At 71.6% G+C, this 15654-nt stretch carries 14 protein-coding genes; 7 read left to right on the forward strand and 7 right to left on the reverse strand.

The genetic code is table 11. The features are described 5' to 3' along the window. Positions 1-474: 474 nt before the first annotated feature. Positions 475-1899: a helix-turn-helix domain-containing protein gene (locus ACFZBU_RS03490; protein WP_391581795.1), complete on the reverse strand. Its 1425-nt coding sequence runs from the start codon at positions 1897-1899 to the stop codon at positions 475-477. Between the two features lie 285 nt (positions 1900-2184). Between ACFZBU_RS03490 and ACFZBU_RS03495 the strand changes: the two genes are divergently transcribed. Further along, complete coding sequence (locus ACFZBU_RS03495) at positions 2185-2442, forward strand: SCO5918 family protein (RefSeq protein WP_391581796.1); 258 nt, start codon at positions 2185-2187, stop codon at positions 2440-2442. Between the two features lie 387 nt (positions 2443-2829). Here ACFZBU_RS03495 and ACFZBU_RS03500 read toward each other — a convergent pair whose 3' ends face one another. Continuing rightward, complete coding sequence (locus ACFZBU_RS03500) at positions 2830-3324, reverse strand: winged helix-turn-helix transcriptional regulator (protein ID WP_391581797.1); 495 nt, start codon at positions 3322-3324, stop codon at positions 2830-2832. Between the two features lie 71 nt (positions 3325-3395). Between ACFZBU_RS03500 and ACFZBU_RS03505 the strand changes: the two genes are divergently transcribed. After that, entirely contained in the window at positions 3396-5006 is a 1611-nt protein-coding gene (locus tag ACFZBU_RS03505; protein WP_391581798.1) for an MFS transporter, read from the forward strand. A gap of 313 nt (positions 5007-5319) precedes the next feature. Here ACFZBU_RS03505 and ACFZBU_RS03510 read toward each other — a convergent pair whose 3' ends face one another. The 3 genes from ACFZBU_RS03510 to ACFZBU_RS03520 form a co-directional block, all read right to left on the reverse strand. Next, the gene (locus ACFZBU_RS03510) at positions 5320-5916 is read right to left on the reverse strand and encodes an HhH-GPD-type base excision DNA repair protein (RefSeq protein ID WP_391581799.1); all 597 of its coding nucleotides are present in this window, start codon (positions 5914-5916) and stop codon (positions 5320-5322) included. 206 nt (positions 5917-6122) lie between these two features. After that, complete coding sequence (locus tag ACFZBU_RS03515) at positions 6123-6806, reverse strand: response regulator (RefSeq protein ID WP_391581800.1); 684 nt, start codon at positions 6804-6806, stop codon at positions 6123-6125. Next, positions 6803-7873 (reverse strand): sensor histidine kinase, encoded by a 1071-nt coding sequence (locus ACFZBU_RS03520; protein ID WP_391581802.1) that lies wholly within the window; start codon positions 7871-7873, stop codon positions 6803-6805. Before ACFZBU_RS03520 ends, ACFZBU_RS03515 begins: the two co-directional genes overlap by 4 nt. Before the next feature lie 315 nt (positions 7874-8188). Here ACFZBU_RS03520 and ACFZBU_RS03525 point away from each other — a divergent pair, with 315 nt between their 5' ends. From ACFZBU_RS03525 to ACFZBU_RS03535, 3 genes are read left to right on the forward strand one after another with little or no spacing between them, the layout of a single operon-like run. Then, positions 8189-9121 (forward strand): ABC transporter ATP-binding protein, encoded by a 933-nt coding sequence (locus tag ACFZBU_RS03525; protein WP_391581803.1) that lies wholly within the window; start codon positions 8189-8191, stop codon positions 9119-9121. Next, a complete protein-coding gene (locus tag ACFZBU_RS03530) occupies positions 9118-10608 on the forward strand; it encodes an ABC transporter permease subunit (RefSeq protein WP_391581804.1) in 1491 nt (496 codons plus the stop codon). Before ACFZBU_RS03525 ends, ACFZBU_RS03530 begins: the two co-directional genes overlap by 4 nt. Next, entirely contained in the window at positions 10605-11393 is a 789-nt protein-coding gene (locus ACFZBU_RS03535; RefSeq protein ID WP_391581805.1) for an ABC transporter permease, read from the forward strand. Before ACFZBU_RS03530 ends, ACFZBU_RS03535 begins: the two co-directional genes overlap by 4 nt. On the opposite strand, the gene ACFZBU_RS03540 is transcribed toward ACFZBU_RS03535, so the two are convergent. Continuing rightward, positions 11374-12348 (reverse strand): serine hydrolase, encoded by a 975-nt coding sequence (locus ACFZBU_RS03540; protein WP_391581806.1) that lies wholly within the window; start codon positions 12346-12348, stop codon positions 11374-11376. The genes ACFZBU_RS03535 and ACFZBU_RS03540 overlap by 20 nt on opposite strands. 321 nt (positions 12349-12669) lie before the next feature. On the opposite strand from ACFZBU_RS03540, the gene ACFZBU_RS03545 reads away from it, so the two are divergent. Beyond that, positions 12670-13530 carry a DUF5984 family protein gene (locus ACFZBU_RS03545; RefSeq protein WP_391581807.1) on the forward strand — a complete coding sequence of 287 codons (861 nt, stop codon included), beginning with the start codon at positions 12670-12672 and terminating at the stop codon, positions 13528-13530. Between the two features lie 8 nt (positions 13531-13538). After that, complete coding sequence (locus tag ACFZBU_RS03550) at positions 13539-13766, forward strand: hypothetical protein (protein WP_391581808.1); 228 nt, start codon at positions 13539-13541, stop codon at positions 13764-13766. 136 nt (positions 13767-13902) lie between these two features. Here ACFZBU_RS03550 and ACFZBU_RS03555 read toward each other — a convergent pair whose 3' ends face one another. Next, a complete protein-coding gene (locus ACFZBU_RS03555) occupies positions 13903-15579 on the reverse strand; it encodes an AMP-binding protein (protein WP_391581809.1) in 1677 nt (558 codons plus the stop codon). Positions 15580-15654: the final 75 nt, after the last annotated feature.

Consider the following 15654-nt stretch of genomic DNA (forward strand, 5'->3'; position numbering starts at 1 on the left):
CCTTGGCGAGACTGTCCAGGCCGCTGGCGGCCGCCCGGTCGGCGGCGGATACCGCGAGTGCCTGGGGGTTGGCGGGGGGAGGGGACGGGTCGGCGGCGGCCGAGGGTCCGGCCGCGCCGATCGCCAAACCGGCGAGCATGGCCAGGACGGTCCCGGCCGTGGTCGTTCTGCGATTCATCGAGGCTCCTTGGGTGGAAGGCAGACCTCGACCACGTCGCCGGCATGCGCCGCGTACGCCTTGTGAGCGACGCGGGCGACCGTGCAGGCCGGGTTCGTGCCCGAGCGAGCGAAACACTCACACGGGTGTGGGGACTTGGTGAAGTGATCGGCAACGGCCGGCAAATTCTGGCAAACGCCAAGCAGACCCCGGGAGTCGCGGGAGTGCCGGGTCAACCGATCGGGCGGCCGTTCGCTGATTTCGGTGCCTGCTCCGGGGCTGTTCCGACGACCCCGGGACCTGCGCCGATCCGCCTCTCAGTGACCGGGCATCTGCTCCAACAGGTCGCGGACCTCGGGCAGATCGCTCCAATGCTGGGTCAGACGCCGACGCAGGCTCAGTAGTTCCCGATTGGTGGTGGCCGTGCCCAGTCCCGCCGCCTCGTGCACCACCGGCGCGGCGGCGAGCACCGCCGCGTCCGGCTGGCCGGCACACGCGAGCGCGTCCGCCAGGCGCACCGTAAGCAACACCCGCGCCGGTTGCATCGGCACCGGCAGCAGGTCGAGTGCCGCCTGTACCGACTTGACGGCGGAGCGGGCCGAGGCCAGGTCGCCGGTACGCGCGGCCAGATCGCGCAACGCGCCGCCGATGGTGGCCTCCATCCGCAGCCGACCGGCCAGCCCGGTCAACCACGGCGCCTCGGCCCGGTCGCGTTCGTCGAACCGACTCACGTGTCGATGTGCGGTGGCGATGCGCTGCCGACACTCGGCGATGTCGCCGCCGAGCGCGTGTCCGCGCGCCTGGTACAGCTGGGCCAGCGTGGTGATCCAGGCCCGGCCGGCGTCCACCGCCTCCAGCGCGCGGGCGTAGGCCAGCGCCGCCGCCGCGTCGCCGTCCAGGCGGGCCAACGAGCACACGTCGCCGAGCAGCGACGCGCGGGCGCCCGGGCTCTCGCACACGTCGGCCCAGTTGAGGCCGCGGTCGTACCAGGCCATGCCGATCACGCTCTGCCCCTGCTGCATCCGGAACCGACCGGCCAACTGGGCGTAGTCGGCGGCCAGGCGCAGCTGGGCGTGCGGGGAACGGCCGTGCGCGTTGAGCGATTCGGCCCAACTGACGATCCGGCGCAGCACGTACTCGACCGAGCCGACCAGTCCGGTGGTGGAGCCGTGCAGACCGGCCTGGGTGTAGCCGCCGAGCAGGGCCGTGAGCACGTGTACGACGTCGGGGTCGACACCGGCGGGGTTCGTCCCGTCGATGTCGCCCAGGATGGTGAGCGCGTCCGCGTACGGCGGCACCTCGCACTCGTGACAGCCGTCCTTGCCGTGCAGCGGGCAGGGCAGCCCGTGGTACGGCAGCCGATCGGGCCAGAACCGGTCGGCCAGCGGCGCCAGACCGGCGGGTGCCTCGCCACCGGGGATCACCGAGAAGTGGGTGCGATGCAGGGCGGGCGGCGGAATCGATCGGCTCGTCAACAGCGCGGACAGGTCCCCGCCGGTGTCCAGGAGATCGTCGAGTCGGCGCGGTAGGCCGGCGGGGGGTTCACGCAGACCTGCCTCCAGCTTGCTGATCAGGCTGTGGTGGTAGCCGACGCGTAGCCCCAGCTGCTGCTGCGTCATTCCCGCGAGGCGGCGCCGGGTCCGCAGCGTGCGGCCGAACTCCGCCCACAACGGTGTGGACGCGACCTTTAGCGGTGGGGACGCGACCTTTGTGGTGACGGGCGCGTTCGGGAGCCTGTTCACGTTCGTCCTCCCCGAGGTAACTCCGGATGGTCGACGGTTGGTCACTGCCCGGAGCAGGGTGACAGACGGCGGTGGGCGTTGTCTGCGGTGGAACGAGCCATTCCGCTTTTGCCGGATGGGTGCATGATGGGTGTACGGGGCCGGAACCCGACCTGACACGATGTGACATATCACCCCGCATTACCCGGCTGGACCCCGGACGGCGGTCGTGGACTGTGCTTGCGGCCGGGACTGCGCAAGACTTGCCACACCGGTAGCACTCACCCCTTCCTTTGCTGAGGCAATATGCGCTGCACGATCGCTGGCCAGTCCTTCCACCTGCAGATGAACGAGGTGGAGCGCGCGATGAGCGGGGTCAAGCCCGACCCGATCACCGGCGAATCGGTCCGTATCGGGCGCCGTACCTATCCGGTCAAGCAGGTGGGATCGGTGATCACGGGACAACTTCCGCGTGATTTCAGCGCGGCGGAGGTCTCGCGGGCCCTCACGAAGCTCGGATTCACCGTTCTGCCGACGGCGCCGCCGGCTCCGCCGGAGTTGTGATCCTGCGGGGTTTCGGGGCCTTCGGGGGCTTTGGGCCTTCTGGGGCTTTGGTCCTGTGCGGGCCTTGGTTCTTCGCGGGCTTTGGTCCTTCCAGGGCATTGGTTCTTCGAGGGCTTCGGTCCTTCGGGGGGCTTTGGTTCTTCGAGGGTCTTCGACCCTGGGGTCTTTGATCCTGGGGTCTTTGATCCTTGGCCCCGTGGGGTCTTTGACCTTGTAGGTCTTTCGGTTCGAATGCCGGCCGGGCTGTGACTGCTCGGCCGGCGCGTGCCGGTTGCTCGGGGGCGGGCTTTGGGCGCCCGGTGCCGAGCGTGGGGCGCTGAGCGCCGGGTGTGGAGCGCCGGGCGTGGGCTGCGGGGTATCGGGTTTCGGGGGCGTCGGGCGTCGCTTTCAGGCGCTGGGTGTTGCCTGGCGGGGCAGGCCGTCGAGGAGTCCGTCTCGGGCGCCCGGGCCGGCCGAGGCGCGCAGGTCGTGCGAGGTCAGCGGTTCGCCGCAGTGTGAGCAGACGTGCACGGCCGTGGTGGGTTGGCCGCAGTTGGTGTGCGTGACGATCAGCGGCGGGCCGTCCGGTGCGGCCCACTGGTCGCCCCACTGACGCATCGCGTTGAGTACCGGCCACAACGCGCGGCCCTTGTCGGTGAGCCGGTAGTCGTAGCGCGCCGGCTTGTCCTGGTACGCCTCGCGGGTCAGGACCCCGTGCTCGATCAGGTGTTCCAGCCGCTGGGTGAGCACATTGCGGGAGATGCCCAGCCGCTCGTGGAAGTCGTCGAAGCGGGTCACGCCCAGGAAGGCGTCCCGCACGATCAGCATCGTCCACCACTCTCCGGCCACCTCCAGGAACTGGGCGACCGAGCAGGACATCTCCTGAAAACTCTTCCGACGCATGGCGCCATTCTAGCCGGTGAGTCCTTTCATGGAACTGAGTGAGTTGCATTATAGAACTTACGCGCCCTACCTTGAGTTTCGTCATAGAACTCGACCAAGGGGGCCGCGCCTTCATGGCCAGCACCGATCCGGATCACCCGCCCCGCGCGCTCGCCGCAGTCCTGGTCTGCGCAGGCGTCGTACTCGTCAATCTCGACCTGTTCATCGTCAACGTGGCCATGCCGTCGCTGGCCGATACCTGGTCCGACGCCTCGCTCGCCGACCTGTCCTGGGTGCTCAACGCCTACACCGTGGTTTTCGCCGCGCTCCTGGTACCGGCCGGCCGACTCTCCGACCGGATCGGCCACCGGCGTGCGTTTCTGGCCGGGATCGCCGTGTTCACCGTGGCGTCCGCGCTGTGCGCCGCATCGCCCACGCTCGCGGTTCTGGTGATCGCCCGGCTGATCCAGGCGGTCGGCGCCGCGCTGCTGATGCCCGCGTCGCTCGGCCTGCTGCTCACCTCCTATCCGCCCGAGCGGCGCGGCACGGTGATCCGTGCGTGGGCCGCGATCGGCGGACTGGCCGCCGCCCTCGGGCCGGTCCTGGGCGGGCTGCTCCTCGAACCCGGTTGGCGCTGGGTCTTCCTGGTCAACCTGCCGATCGGCGTGTTCACGCTGGTACTCGGCGCGCGTCGGCTGCCCGACCCGGCGCCCACCGACCGCGGTCCGCTGCCCGACCTGCTCGGCGCCGCGTTGTTGACCGCGGCGATCGGTGCGCTGTCGCTGGGCGTGGTCCGCGCGCCGGACTGGGGCTGGTCGGCCGGTCGTACGGTGGGCGTCTGGGTGCTCACGCTGCTGTTCGCGGCCGGCTTTCTGCTGCGCAACGCGCGCCATCCGCGCCCGGTCGTCGAGGGTGCGCTGGTGCGCAACCGGACCTACGCGGTCTCGGGCATCGCCAACACCCTGTTCGGGGTCGCGTTCGCGGGGATGTTGATCTCCGGCTCGATGTGGATGCAGACCGTGTGGGGCTGGAGCGCGCTGCGCACCGGGCTGGGCACCGTGCCCGGACCGCTGTGTGTGCCGTTCGTGAGCATTCTGGCCGGCCGCTACGTGGCCCGGTTCGGACCCGGACCGCTGGTTTTGGTCGGCGGGCTCTCGTTCGGTGCGGGACTGGGGTGGTGGATCGTCCGGCTCGAACCGCACGCGCACTACGCGAGCGACCTGCTGCCCGGTTCGATCCTCACCGGCATCGGCGTCGGCCTGATCCTGCCCACGCTGATCGCCACCGCCACCGGCGCACTGACGCCGGACCGGTTCGCCACCGGCTCGGGAGTGATCACCATGCTGCGCCAGGTCGGATCGGCCCTCGGTGTCGCGGTATTCGTGGCGGCGGTGGGCGCACCGGCCACGCTCGACGGGTACGACCGGGCCTGGTACATCCTCGGCGGGGCGACCCTGCTCACGGCGACGGCGGCCTTGTTCCTGCCGCGGCAGGGGCGGGATGCGGGGGCGGGAGGTTCGGGTGTGAGGGGTTCGGAGGGTTCGGAGGGGTCGGGGGGCTCGGGCGGTTCGGACGGTTCGAGAGCTTTGGGAGATGCGGTGCGGGGTTCGACGGCGGGTGCGGGTGCGGGGGCTTCGGGGGGCTCGGTGCGGGATGCGGCGACGGCTGCGGGGGCGGGGGCGGGCGCGGCGCCGGGGGCGTGATGGTGCGCGGGGCGGCGTTGGGTGGGGGTTGAGGCTGGAGGGAGGGGGCTTCGGGGATGGGGGCTTCGGGGGGCTCGGCGCGGGAAGCGGCGGGCCCTGCGGAGGTTGGGGCGAGGGTGGGAGCGGCGCCGGGTGTGTGGTCGGCTGGGGGCCCGTGTTGGTGCGGGGGGAGCGAGGGTGCGGGTTTGTGGGCAGCCCATCTCGGTGGCGGTGGCGGTGGCGGTGGCGGTGGGGGTGGGGGTGCGGCCCGCGGCTCGGCGCGGCGTTGCGGCCGGGGGGCCCGTGGAGGGGGCCGGCCGCGACATCGGGTCGGTCAGGATTCCTTTGTTGCCTTGGCGGCCTTGGCCGCGCGCTTGGCCTCCTGCTTGTGTGCGCGGACCTTGGCCAGTGACTCGGGGCCGGTGATGTCGGCGACCGACCTGTGCGAGCCGACCTCGCCGTAGCCGCCGGCCGCCTCGCGCCAACCGTCCGGAGTCACGCCGTACTGCTTGCCGAGCAGGGCCAGGAAGATCTGCGCCTTCTGCTTCCCGAAGCCGGGCAACTCCTGGAGCCGCTTGAGCAACTCCGTGCCGGTCGTCGCGTCGGCCCACACCGCGGTTGCCTCGCCGTCGTAGTGCTCGACCAGATACCGGCACAACTGCTGCACGCGGTTCGCCATCGACCCGGGATAGCGGTGCACGGCGGGCTTGGTGGACAGGAGTTCGGCGAACCCGTCCGGGTCGTACTCGGCGATCTCGTGCGCGTCCAGGTCGGTGCGGCCCAGGCGTTGGGCGATCGTGTACGGGCCGGCGAAGGCCCATTCCATCGGGATCTGCTGATCCAGGAGCATGCCGACCAGCGCCGCCAACGCACTGCGCCCGAGCAATTCGTCCGCCTCGGCCTGCTGGGCGAGGTGCACTGTCGTATTCATCCTTCGATGATCTCCCGGTGGGCACCGGAGACGCACTCGGACTCGCCGGATCCCACCGCCCCGCCGCCACCTCTCCCGCCCTCCGCCGCAGGATCCGTCTCCGCCCCGCCGCCGCCGATGCCGCCACGACCGCCGCCGTCCCGCCGCCGCGGTCCCACCACCACCGCTGCCGCCGGCACAGCCACTTTTGCGGGGCGCGGCGGGGATCAGTGGGTGCCGGTGCGTGGGATGACCAGGCCTGATTCGTAGGCGATGACCACTGCCTGGACTCGGTCGCGCAGGCCGAGTCGGCGTAGTACTCGGCTTACGTGCGACTTGACCGTTTCCTCGCCGACCACCAGGCGCGTGGCGATCTCGGCGTTCGACAGGCCCTCGGCGACCAGGCGCAGTACGTCCACCTCCCGTGGGGTGAGCTCGGCCAGACCGGGTGGGGCCGGGCGTGGTCGCAGGCGGGTGAATTCGCCGATCAGTCGCCGGGTGACGCTCGGTGCGAGGAGTGCCTCGCCGGCCGCCACCACGCGGACCGCGTCGAAGAGGCGTTCGGCGGTCACGTCCTTGATCAGGAAGCCGCCCGCGCCCGCGACCAGGGCGTCGTAGACGTGCTCGTCGAGGTCGAACGTGGTCAGCATGAGGATCCGGGGCGGTTCGCCGTCGACGCCGCCGGCGCGGATGCGGCGGGTCGCCTCGATGCCGTCCATCACCGGCATGCGCACGTCCATCACCACGACGTCGGGGCGCTGCTCGCGGCAGTGCAGGATCGCCTCGGCGCCGTCCGCGGCGGTGCCGACCACGGTGAAGTCCGGTTGGGTGTCGAGGAGTGCGGCGAAGCCGGCTCGGACCACCTCCTGGTCGTCGGCCACCACGATCCGCAACGCCGCCTGCCCGTTCATCCCGTGCTCCCGGAGCAGGCAAGCCCCGCGCTGCCGGTCGGGCCCCGGGCGCCGGATATGCCGCCGGTGTCCGCCGGTCCACCCGTGCCCGCGACTCGGGGGGCCGGGAGCGTGGCCTCGACCACGAAGCCGCCCATCGACGTGGCCCCGGCGCGCACCTCGCCGCCCACGCTCGCCGCGCGCTCGCGCATGCCCAGCAGGCCGTGCCCGCCAGGGCCGGTGCCGGTACGCGGACCGATGTGCGGGCCGGGCCCGTTGTCGCGTACGCGCACCAGCAGCAGATCTTCGTCGGAGTAGTCGAGCAGTACGTCCACGGCGGCTCCGGGTGCGTGGCGGCGGGCGTTGGTCAACGACTCCTGGACGATGCGGTAGGCCGCCAGCTCGACGCCCGGGTCGAGCACGGCGATCCGCCCGCGCACGATCAGCCGCATGCCTGCGCCGGCGAAGTCCCGGGACTCGTCGATCAGATCGAGCAGTTGCTGGAGGCCCGGCTGCGGCCGGCGGGTCGGCTCGGCGCCCGCGTCCTCGCGCAGCACCCCGAGCAGGCGGCGCATCTCGGTCAGCGCGGTGCGGGCCGTGTCGCCGATTGCGAGCAGCCGTTCGGCGCCCTGTTCGGGCATGCCCGGAGTGGTCAGTCGGGCGGTCTCGGCCTGCACCGAGATCATCGAGATGTGGTGGGCGACGACATCGTGCAACTCCCGAGCGATCCTGGCTCGTTCGCCGCGCGCGGTGAACTCCAGCAGGGTGCTTTCGATCGCGTGCCGAGAGGCGTCCCGCTCGGCGGTGCGGGTGCGCGCGCCGCGCACCCGTATCCGCACCAGCGCCACCCACGCGGCGAGCATCGCGATCGACCCGGCGATCGGAACACCCTGATAGAGCACCCCGGTGGGCACCGCCGCCGCGGTCACCGTCACCGCGACCGTCGCCGGGCGGCGCGGCGCGAACACCAACGGCACCGTCGCGCACAGGCCCAGGATCAGCGCAACCGACAACATTCCCGCCGCCTGGCCGGAACGAAGTGCGGTGCGCACCACCGTCTCCGGCAGCGAGAACAGGCCGAGCGCCACCCCGGCCCCGAAGGAACACCACAGCGGTTCCCTACGCCATGGTCGTGGTCGCCACCCTTGTGTTCGCCACGATTGCACGTGCCACAGCGATCTGCCGCGCCACCGACCGGGTTCGGGGGCGCGGCCCGGGATCGGATCGCTGTGCTTCATGACGTCATTGTCTCGGTCGGGCCGCCGGGCCCGCTTCCCCCGGGCCGGGGAATCCGCCTCCCCCGTATCGGGGAGGTCGGCCGCGAGCTTCCCCCCGCGCGGGGAAACCGAGTTGGCTCGCATGCGTGATGCCCCGAGGCCGGCCGAATTCATAGCCTCATGGACATGGAAGCAACCATCGAAGTGCGCGGCCTGCGCAAGAGCTACGGTCCGCATACCGCCGTCGACGGGCTGTCGTTCACCGTCGAGCCGGGCCAGGTCACCGGCTTCGTCGGACCCAACGGCGCCGGCAAGTCCACGACGATGCGGATCGTCCTCGGCCTCGATCGCCCCGACGACGGCACCGCGCTGGTCGGCGGCCGGCCGTACCGCACGCTGCGCACGCCACTGCGCGAACTGGGCTCGCTGTTGGACGCGGCGGCGCTGCACCCGGCCCGCCCGGCTCGCGACCACCTGTTGTGGATGGCGCACTCCAACGGCCTGCCCGCACGTCGGGTGGACGACGTACTGGAGACCGTGGGCCTGACGTCGGCGGCCCGCCGGCCCGCCGGTGGCTTCTCGCTCGGCATGCGGCAGCGCCTGGGCATAGCCGGCGCGCTGCTCGGCGACCCGCCGATGCTGATGCTCGACGAACCGGTCAACGGCCTCGACCCCGAGGGCGTGGTGTGGATCCGGGGGCTGCTGCGCTCGCTGGCCGCGGAGGGGCGCGCGGTGCTGGTGTCCAGCCACCTGATGAGCGAACTGGAGGACAGCGCCGACCATCTCGTGGTGATCGGTCGCGGCCGGCTGATCGCCGACACGAGCATCGGCGAACTGCTCGCGGTCGCGTCCGGCGGCCGGATCGTGCTGCGTACCGCACAGCGCCGCGAGGCGATGACCGTGCTGACCGGCGCCGGCGCGACCGTCGCCGCGACCGAGCGTGACGCGCTGACCGTCACCGGTCTGTCCGCCGAGCGCATCATCGGGCTGCTCACCGAGCACGGCGTGCCGTTCACCGGGATCGCCGAGCACCGCGCCTCGCTCGAAGAGGCCTATATGGAACTCACCCGGGACGCGGTCGACTTCCGCGCCCCCGGCGAAGTCGAGGAGCGGGCATGAGCGGCCCCACGACCACGCCGTACCGCAGCACGCTGACCGGCGGGCGGGACACGTTCGGCCGGTTGCTGCTCGCCGAGTGGACCAAGCTCAGGTCGGTCCGCCGCTGGCTGCTCACGCTGATCTCGGCGGCCGTGCTGACCGTGCTCGTCGGGCTGTTGATCGCGAGCGGCACCGGTGGCACCCGGGATGTGGCGGGCGAGGGTGGGGGCGGCAAGGTCGACCTGGCCGAGCACTTCATGGACGGCGGGCAGTTCGTCGAGCGCGAGCTGACCGGCGACGGCGAACTGATCGCGCGCGTGACGACGCAGGAACGCAGCGCCGGTCGGGCCAAGGCGGGCCTGATGATCCGGGCGAGCGACGCGCGGGGCGCGGCGTACGCGGCGGTGGTGGTCACCCCCGACCACGGAGTCCGGTTGCAGAGTGCGTACGGCCGCGACCAGGCGGGTGGCGGCGGACCCGCCCCGCGCTGGCTCAAGCTGGTCCGGGCCGGTCGGACGATCACCGCGTACGAGTCGAGCGACGGCAGCGCCTGGCGCCGGGTCGGCCGGGTCGATCCGGGCAGGCTCCCGCAGACCGCCCGAATCGGGCTGTACGTCGGTTCACCGGACGCCGTCGAGGTCGAGCGGCAGTTCGGCAGCGAGGGCATCTCCGGGCAGACCACCACCGGCAAGGCCACCTTCGACCATGTGAGCCTGACCCCCGCGCAACCGCAACAGCCGACCGGGCCCTGGCGCAACCGGGTGGGACCGGACGGCTCGACGGGCCCCTCCGGCCCGGCCGTCGACCGCCCCGACGCCGGCCCGCCGCCGGGCTTCACCGAGGCCGATGGCACGTTCACGGTGATCGGCAGCGGCGACATCGGCCTGGACCGGTTCGGCGACGACGGCACCCAGACGATCCTCGGCGGCGTACTGATCGGCATGATCGCGGTGGTGGCGCTCGGGGTGTTGTCGATCACCGCCGAATTCCATCGGGACACGATCCGCACCACGTTCGCCGCCGTGCCCCGACGAGGGCGGGTGCTCGCCGCCAAGGCGATCGTGCTCGGCGCGGCCACGTTCGTGGTCGGACTGCTCGGCGCCTTCGGCGCGTTCCTGATCACCGGCCCGGTGGAACGTTCGAAGGACCGCATACCGGCCGGCCTTTCCGACCCGAACGTGCTGCGTGCGCTGATCGGGACGGCCGCGCTGCTCGCGCTGGTCGCGATGCTCGCACTGGCGATCGGTACGATCCTGCGCCGAGCCGCACCCGCGATCGCCGTGGTGCTCGCGCTGCTCCTGCTCCCGCGCATCATCGGCAGCGGCCTGTCGGTCTCCACCGCGACCTGGCTGGAACGGCTCACTCCCGCGGCCGGGTTCGCCATCCAGCGCACGTTCGACCGCTACGACAGCACGATCGGGCCGTGGACCGGGCTGGGCGTGCTGTGCGGCTACGCGGCGGTGGCCCTGGTCTTCGCCGGATGGCGGCTGCACCGGCGGGACACATGAGAAACGCCGTGCACGCCGAATGGACCAAGCTGCACACGGTGCGCTCGACCGCCTGGCTGCTGCTCGGCCTGATCACGGTCACCGTGCTGGTGAGCGTGCTGAGCACCTCGGCCATGCACACCTCGCACTGCCCGACGCCGACCGGCTGCTTCGAGGACACCACCAAGGACAGCCTGATCGGCATCCGGGTCGGTCAGATCGCGGTCGTCCTGCTCGCGGTGTCGGTGATCGGCAACGAATACGGGACCGGGATGATCCACACGTCCCTGACCGCGCTCCCACGCCGTCGCACGCTGCTCGCGGGCAAGGCACTGCTGCTCGTGGCGATGGTCGCGGTCGCGGGCACGCTCGCGGTGCTCGGGTCGCTGTGGGCGGGGCGCACGATCCTGGCCGGCAACGGCTTCACCCCCGAACACGGCTACCCCGCCCTGTCCCCGACGGACGGCCCGACCCTGCGCGCAGCCGCAGGCACGGTCCTCTACCTGATCCTGATCGCCCTGCTGTCCCTCGGCGTCGCCATCACGATCCGGGACACGGCCGGCGCCGTCACCGTGCTCCTCACCCTCCTCTACATCCTTCCTCTCCTCGTACAAACCATCACCGACCCCACCTGGCACGACCGCCTCGAAAAGCTCCCACCCATGACCGCCGGCCTGGCCATCACCACCACCCACAACCTCGACCGACTCCCCATAGCCCCCTGGCCCGGCACCGCCCTCCTCGCCGGCTACACGGCGGCGGCCCTACTTCTGGCAACCCTGACCTTCACCCGCCGCGATGCGTGAGGGCGGGAGGCGCGACCCACCCCGCTCGGTTCGGGGCGCCGGCCACAGCCGGGACGATTGCCCGGGCTGCTGTTTCGAGTTGGGTCATGCCGTCGGCCATGGAGATTTGGTTGTCGGAGAGCACGGCGATCAGGAGGGGCCGGCCGGCGTGGGTGATGTGGGCGATGCTGTTGATCACCCATAGGCCGGTGGCGTCGCGGGGGAGCCAGCCGTTTTTGAGAGCCGGGGTGGTGCCGGGGTCGGCGGCGGTGGACACGCCCCAGGTCTGGCCGGCGTCGACGGAGGTCATCAGGTCGGCGAGGTAGGCGCGGGAAGCGGCGTCGAGGGGGGAGTCGCCGGTGGTGATCGCGTCGAGCAGGCGGACCTGGTCGCCGGCGGTGGTTCGGGTCAAACCCCAGGAGAGGCCGGTCGCTTCGGTGTCGATCAGGCCCAGGATGGTGTTGGCGGCGCGGAGGCCGGCGGCGCCGCCGATGGCGGACCACAGGGTGTCGGCGGCGTCGTTGTCGCTGTGTTCGATCATGGCGGCCGCGGTGGATCGTTCGGTGGTGGTCAGGGTGCGGTGCTCCTGTTGGGCCTGGAGGAGGAGCGTGGCCAGGATGTCCACCTTGACGATGCTCGCGGTGACGTAGGGGTGGTCGGCGTTGTAGCCGACGAGTTCGCCGTCGGCCGGGTCGAGGATGGCCACCGACAGGTTGCCGGTGATCTCGGGCAGCGCGGCGGCGAGGGCGGACGCGACCGAGCCGTTGACAATGGTCGGGCCGACGGCGGGCTGCGGGCCGGCGCCTCGGGCGACGTCGGTGCGGGCGTCGGTGGAGGCGGGGGTGTCCGACGGGGGCAATGCGGGCTCCGGGCTCTCGGGCGATGCCGCCGGCGCGGTCGGCCCGGCGCGGAACGAGGCCGGCTCGGCGCGGTTGCCCGAGACGACCAGCCAGAGCAGCGTCGCACAGGCGAGCACGATTCCCGCCGGAGCGAGGAGGGTCCGGCGGCGAAGGCATGCCGCGCGATGGGCGCCCTCACGACCGTTACGCCCTTCACAACCTTTGCGATCGTCGTTACGACCGTTACGACCTTCATGATCTTTGCGAGCGGGGCTCATGGTCGACACGATGCTGCGCGGGGCTGGGCGGTGAGTGAGACGAAGATGAAGAGTCGATGAGAGTGTGCGCTCGGTCGGCCGTCGGCGGCATCCGCCATCCGCCATCCGCCATCCGGCGTTCGGCATTTCGGGACCGGGGCGCCCGGGTGACGTGGGCTACGGGCCTGGGAGACTCGCCGGATGGTGCGCTTTCGGTTCGTGCTGCGTCCGGTTTCGGCGGTTCGGCCCTGGGGTGAGGACTCCCCTCGATGGGGCTGGTTCATCCTGACGGACGGCCGGTACCGGATCGAACCGGGCGGCGACGAACTGCCGGGCCACACCGACGGTACGGCGGACTCGCAGTCGTCGGCGGGCGGGTGTGCCGGGGTGCCGGCGCCGCCCTGGGTGGACTACCACGTGGCGCGGGTGTGGGAGGACGTGGTCGACCTGATGCCACGGATCCTGGAGCCGGTGCCGGCGGACCTGCTCGACTTCGTGGCGGGCGAGTCACTCGACGTGGCGTGGCCGGCTGCGCCGGAGGTCGAGGCCGCGAGGTCCTGGCACGCGGGTCACGCGTTGGACGTGGGGCACCTGCGCACCTCGCCGGACATCCGGTTCCGGCGCACGGTCTCGGCCGACGCCGACCCCGACCCCGACGCCGACCCCGACCCCGACCCCGACACCATGACCGTCACCTGGTCGCATCCGGTCGACCCGGACGACGACGACCCGACCGGGTTCACCGCCCCGTCGACCCACCGGGTCACCCTCCCGACCGGGGCCTTCATCGCTGCGGTCACCGCATTCGACCGTGAGCTGTTCGCCGCGATGGAGGAACGGATCGCCGACCTGGAGGCGACCGGCCCACCCGCCGGGATCGCTCTCGACCTGCGGCAGCTCCGCCACGAACAGCGCGATCGCGCCACATGGTTGGGTCGAGCGATGACCCGCGGCACCGACACCGATTGGCCCGCCGTACGAGCGGGCGCCGCCGCGCTGCTCGGGCAACCGGGTGGGTCGCCGGGCGGGCCGGCGGACGCGCCGCCGGGCGGTACCGGCTGATGCCGGCCATGTGGGCTCAGGGCCGGGTTCGCACAACGGCGGAGACGCCTACCGACCCCGCAGCCGACCTGGACGCGGCTGTGGTGGTGTACCGCGAGGTGGTTGGCCCCGGAACCTGCGACCTCGCCGAGGCGGTGCGGATCGTGGCCGAGTACCGCGACGTGTGTGGTGCGGACGGCGGTTACCACGCCCGCAATCCGCACCTGATCGGCGAGGCGATCGAGCGGCTGCGCTGAGGACGGGCCCGGACGGGGCCGGGGCCGCCGCGCAGACTCGCTCTGCGCAGGTGCGTCGAGGCAGGCGCTTGCTTCGAAGTAGGCGCCTCGCCCCTTCTTGCCTGCCTCGTCGAGGGGTAGGTGCCGGGACGGGTGGTCAGGTCGGTTGTTGGTTGAGGAGTTCGATGGAGTGTTCGCGCATTTCGATTTTGCGGATCTTGCCGGTCACCGTCATGGGGAACGTGTCCACGAGGTGTACGTAGCGCGGGATTTTGTAGTGCGCCAGGCGGCCCGTGCAGAATTCGCGGAGTCGGGTTGCGGTGAGTTCGGGGGCGTCGGGGCGGAGTTTGATCCAGGCCATCAGTTCCTCGCCGTAGCGTTCGTCGGGCACGCCGACGACCTGGACGTCCTCGATGTCGGGGTGGCCGTACAGGAATTCCTCGATCTCGCGCGGATAGACGTTCTCGCCGCCACGGATCACCATGTCCTTGATCCGGCCGACGATCGAGACGTAGCCGTCGGCGTCCATCGTGGCCAGGTCGCCGGTGTGCATCCAGCCGTCTGCGTCGATCACCTCGGCGGTGCGCTCGGGATCGCGCCAGTAGCCGAGCATCACCGAGTAGCCCCGGGTGCAGAACTCGCCGGGGGTACCCTCGGGCACGGTTGCGCCGGTGGTCGGGTCGATCACCTTGATCTCCAGGTGCGGGTGCACTCGGCCGACCGTGCCGACGCGGCGTTCCAGCGAGTCGTCGCGGCGGGTCTGGGTGGACACCGGGGAGGTCTCGGTCATGCCGTAGCAGATGGTCACCTCGGTCATGCCCATCCGGTCGATCACCCGCTTCATCACCTCGACCGGACACGGTGAGCCCGCCATCACGCCGGTGCGCAGCGTGGACAGGTCGTACTTGCCCGCCTCGAGGTCGGGCAGCGCGAGCTCGGCGATGAACATCGTCGGGACGCCGTACAGGACCGTGCAGCGCTCCTCGTGCACGGCGCGCAGCGTGGCGACCGGGTCGAACAGGGCGGCGGGGATCACCATGCACGCGCCGTGGCTGCTTGCGCCGAGGTTGCCCATCACCATGCCGAAGCAGTGGTAGAAGGGCACCGGCAGGCACACCCGGTCGGCCGCCGTCCAGCCCTGGATCTCGGCGACCTGGAAGCCGTTGCCCAGGATGTTGCGGTGCGAGAGGGTGGCGCCCTTGGGGAAGCCGGTGGTGCCGGAGGTGTACTGGATGTTGATCGGATCCTCGGGACGCAGCGTGGCCTCGCGGGCGCGCAACCGTTCGACCGAGACCGTGGCGCCTTCGGCGAGCAGGGCCGGCCAGTCCGGGGTGTCGATGTGTACGACGCGCTCCAGGTCCGGGCATGCGGGGCGGACCTCGGTGACCATCGCCGGATAGTCGCTGGTCTTGATGCGCGATGCGGCGACCAGCAGCCTGGTGCCGGATTGGGCCAGCGCGTACTCGATCTCGTGCACCCGATAGGCCGGGTTGAGGTTGACCAGGATCGCGCCGACTCGGGCGGAGGCGTACTGGACGAGGGTCCACTCGGCACAGTTGGGCGACCAGATGCCGACCCGGTCGCCCGCCTCGATGCCGATGCCGATCAGGGCGCGGGCGAGGTCGTCGACGGCGGCGTCGAACTCGGCGTACGTCCAGCGCCGGCCGCTCGCGCACTCGACGAGGGCGTCGTGGTCGGGGTACGTGGCGGCGATCCGGGCCAGGTTGGCGCCGATGGTCTCGTTCGGGAGCGGCGGCGTACGTTCGCCCTGGCGGGTGGCGAGGCGATTCGGGGCCGGGGCGTCCGAGGGCTGCGGGGGCGGGGAAGCGGTCATCGCGGGTCACCTGCCTGGTCGGAATGCGGGGGGTGCCGTGGGCGCGAGGGGTGGTGCTGCGGTGCCTTGGTGCCT

The sequence above is a fragment of the Embleya sp. NPDC008237 genome (assembly GCF_042956465.1).
Lineage (GTDB): Bacteria > Actinomycetota > Actinomycetes > Streptomycetales > Streptomycetaceae > Embleya.

What these genes read in the sequence shown, in the direction of transcription:
- ACFZBU_RS03495 (WP_391581796.1), top strand. Translation starts at nt 2,185, where the DNA reads ATGCGCTGCACGATCGCTGGCCAGTCCTTCCACCTGCAGATGAACGAG.
- ACFZBU_RS03500 (WP_391581797.1), bottom strand. Translation starts at nt 3,324, where the DNA reads ATGCGTCGGAAGAGTTTTCAGGAGATGTCCTGCTCGGTCGCCCAGTTC.
- ACFZBU_RS03510 (WP_391581799.1), bottom strand. Translation starts at nt 5,916, where the DNA reads ATGAATACGACAGTGCACCTCGCCCAGCAGGCCGAGGCGGACGAATTG.
- ACFZBU_RS03515 (WP_391581800.1), bottom strand. Translation starts at nt 6,806, where the DNA reads ATGAACGGGCAGGCGGCGTTGCGGATCGTGGTGGCCGACGACCAGGAG.
- ACFZBU_RS03525 (WP_391581803.1), top strand. Translation starts at nt 8,189, where the DNA reads ATGGAAGCAACCATCGAAGTGCGCGGCCTGCGCAAGAGCTACGGTCCG.
- ACFZBU_RS03530 (WP_391581804.1), top strand. Translation starts at nt 9,118, where the DNA reads ATGAGCGGCCCCACGACCACGCCGTACCGCAGCACGCTGACCGGCGGG.
- ACFZBU_RS03535 (WP_391581805.1), top strand. Translation starts at nt 10,605, where the DNA reads ATGAGAAACGCCGTGCACGCCGAATGGACCAAGCTGCACACGGTGCGC.
- ACFZBU_RS03545 (WP_391581807.1), top strand. Translation starts at nt 12,670, where the DNA reads ATGGTGCGCTTTCGGTTCGTGCTGCGTCCGGTTTCGGCGGTTCGGCCC.
- ACFZBU_RS03550 (WP_391581808.1), top strand. Translation starts at nt 13,539, where the DNA reads ATGTGGGCTCAGGGCCGGGTTCGCACAACGGCGGAGACGCCTACCGAC.
- ACFZBU_RS03555 (WP_391581809.1), bottom strand. Translation starts at nt 15,579, where the DNA reads ATGACCGCTTCCCCGCCCCCGCAGCCCTCGGACGCCCCGGCCCCGAAT.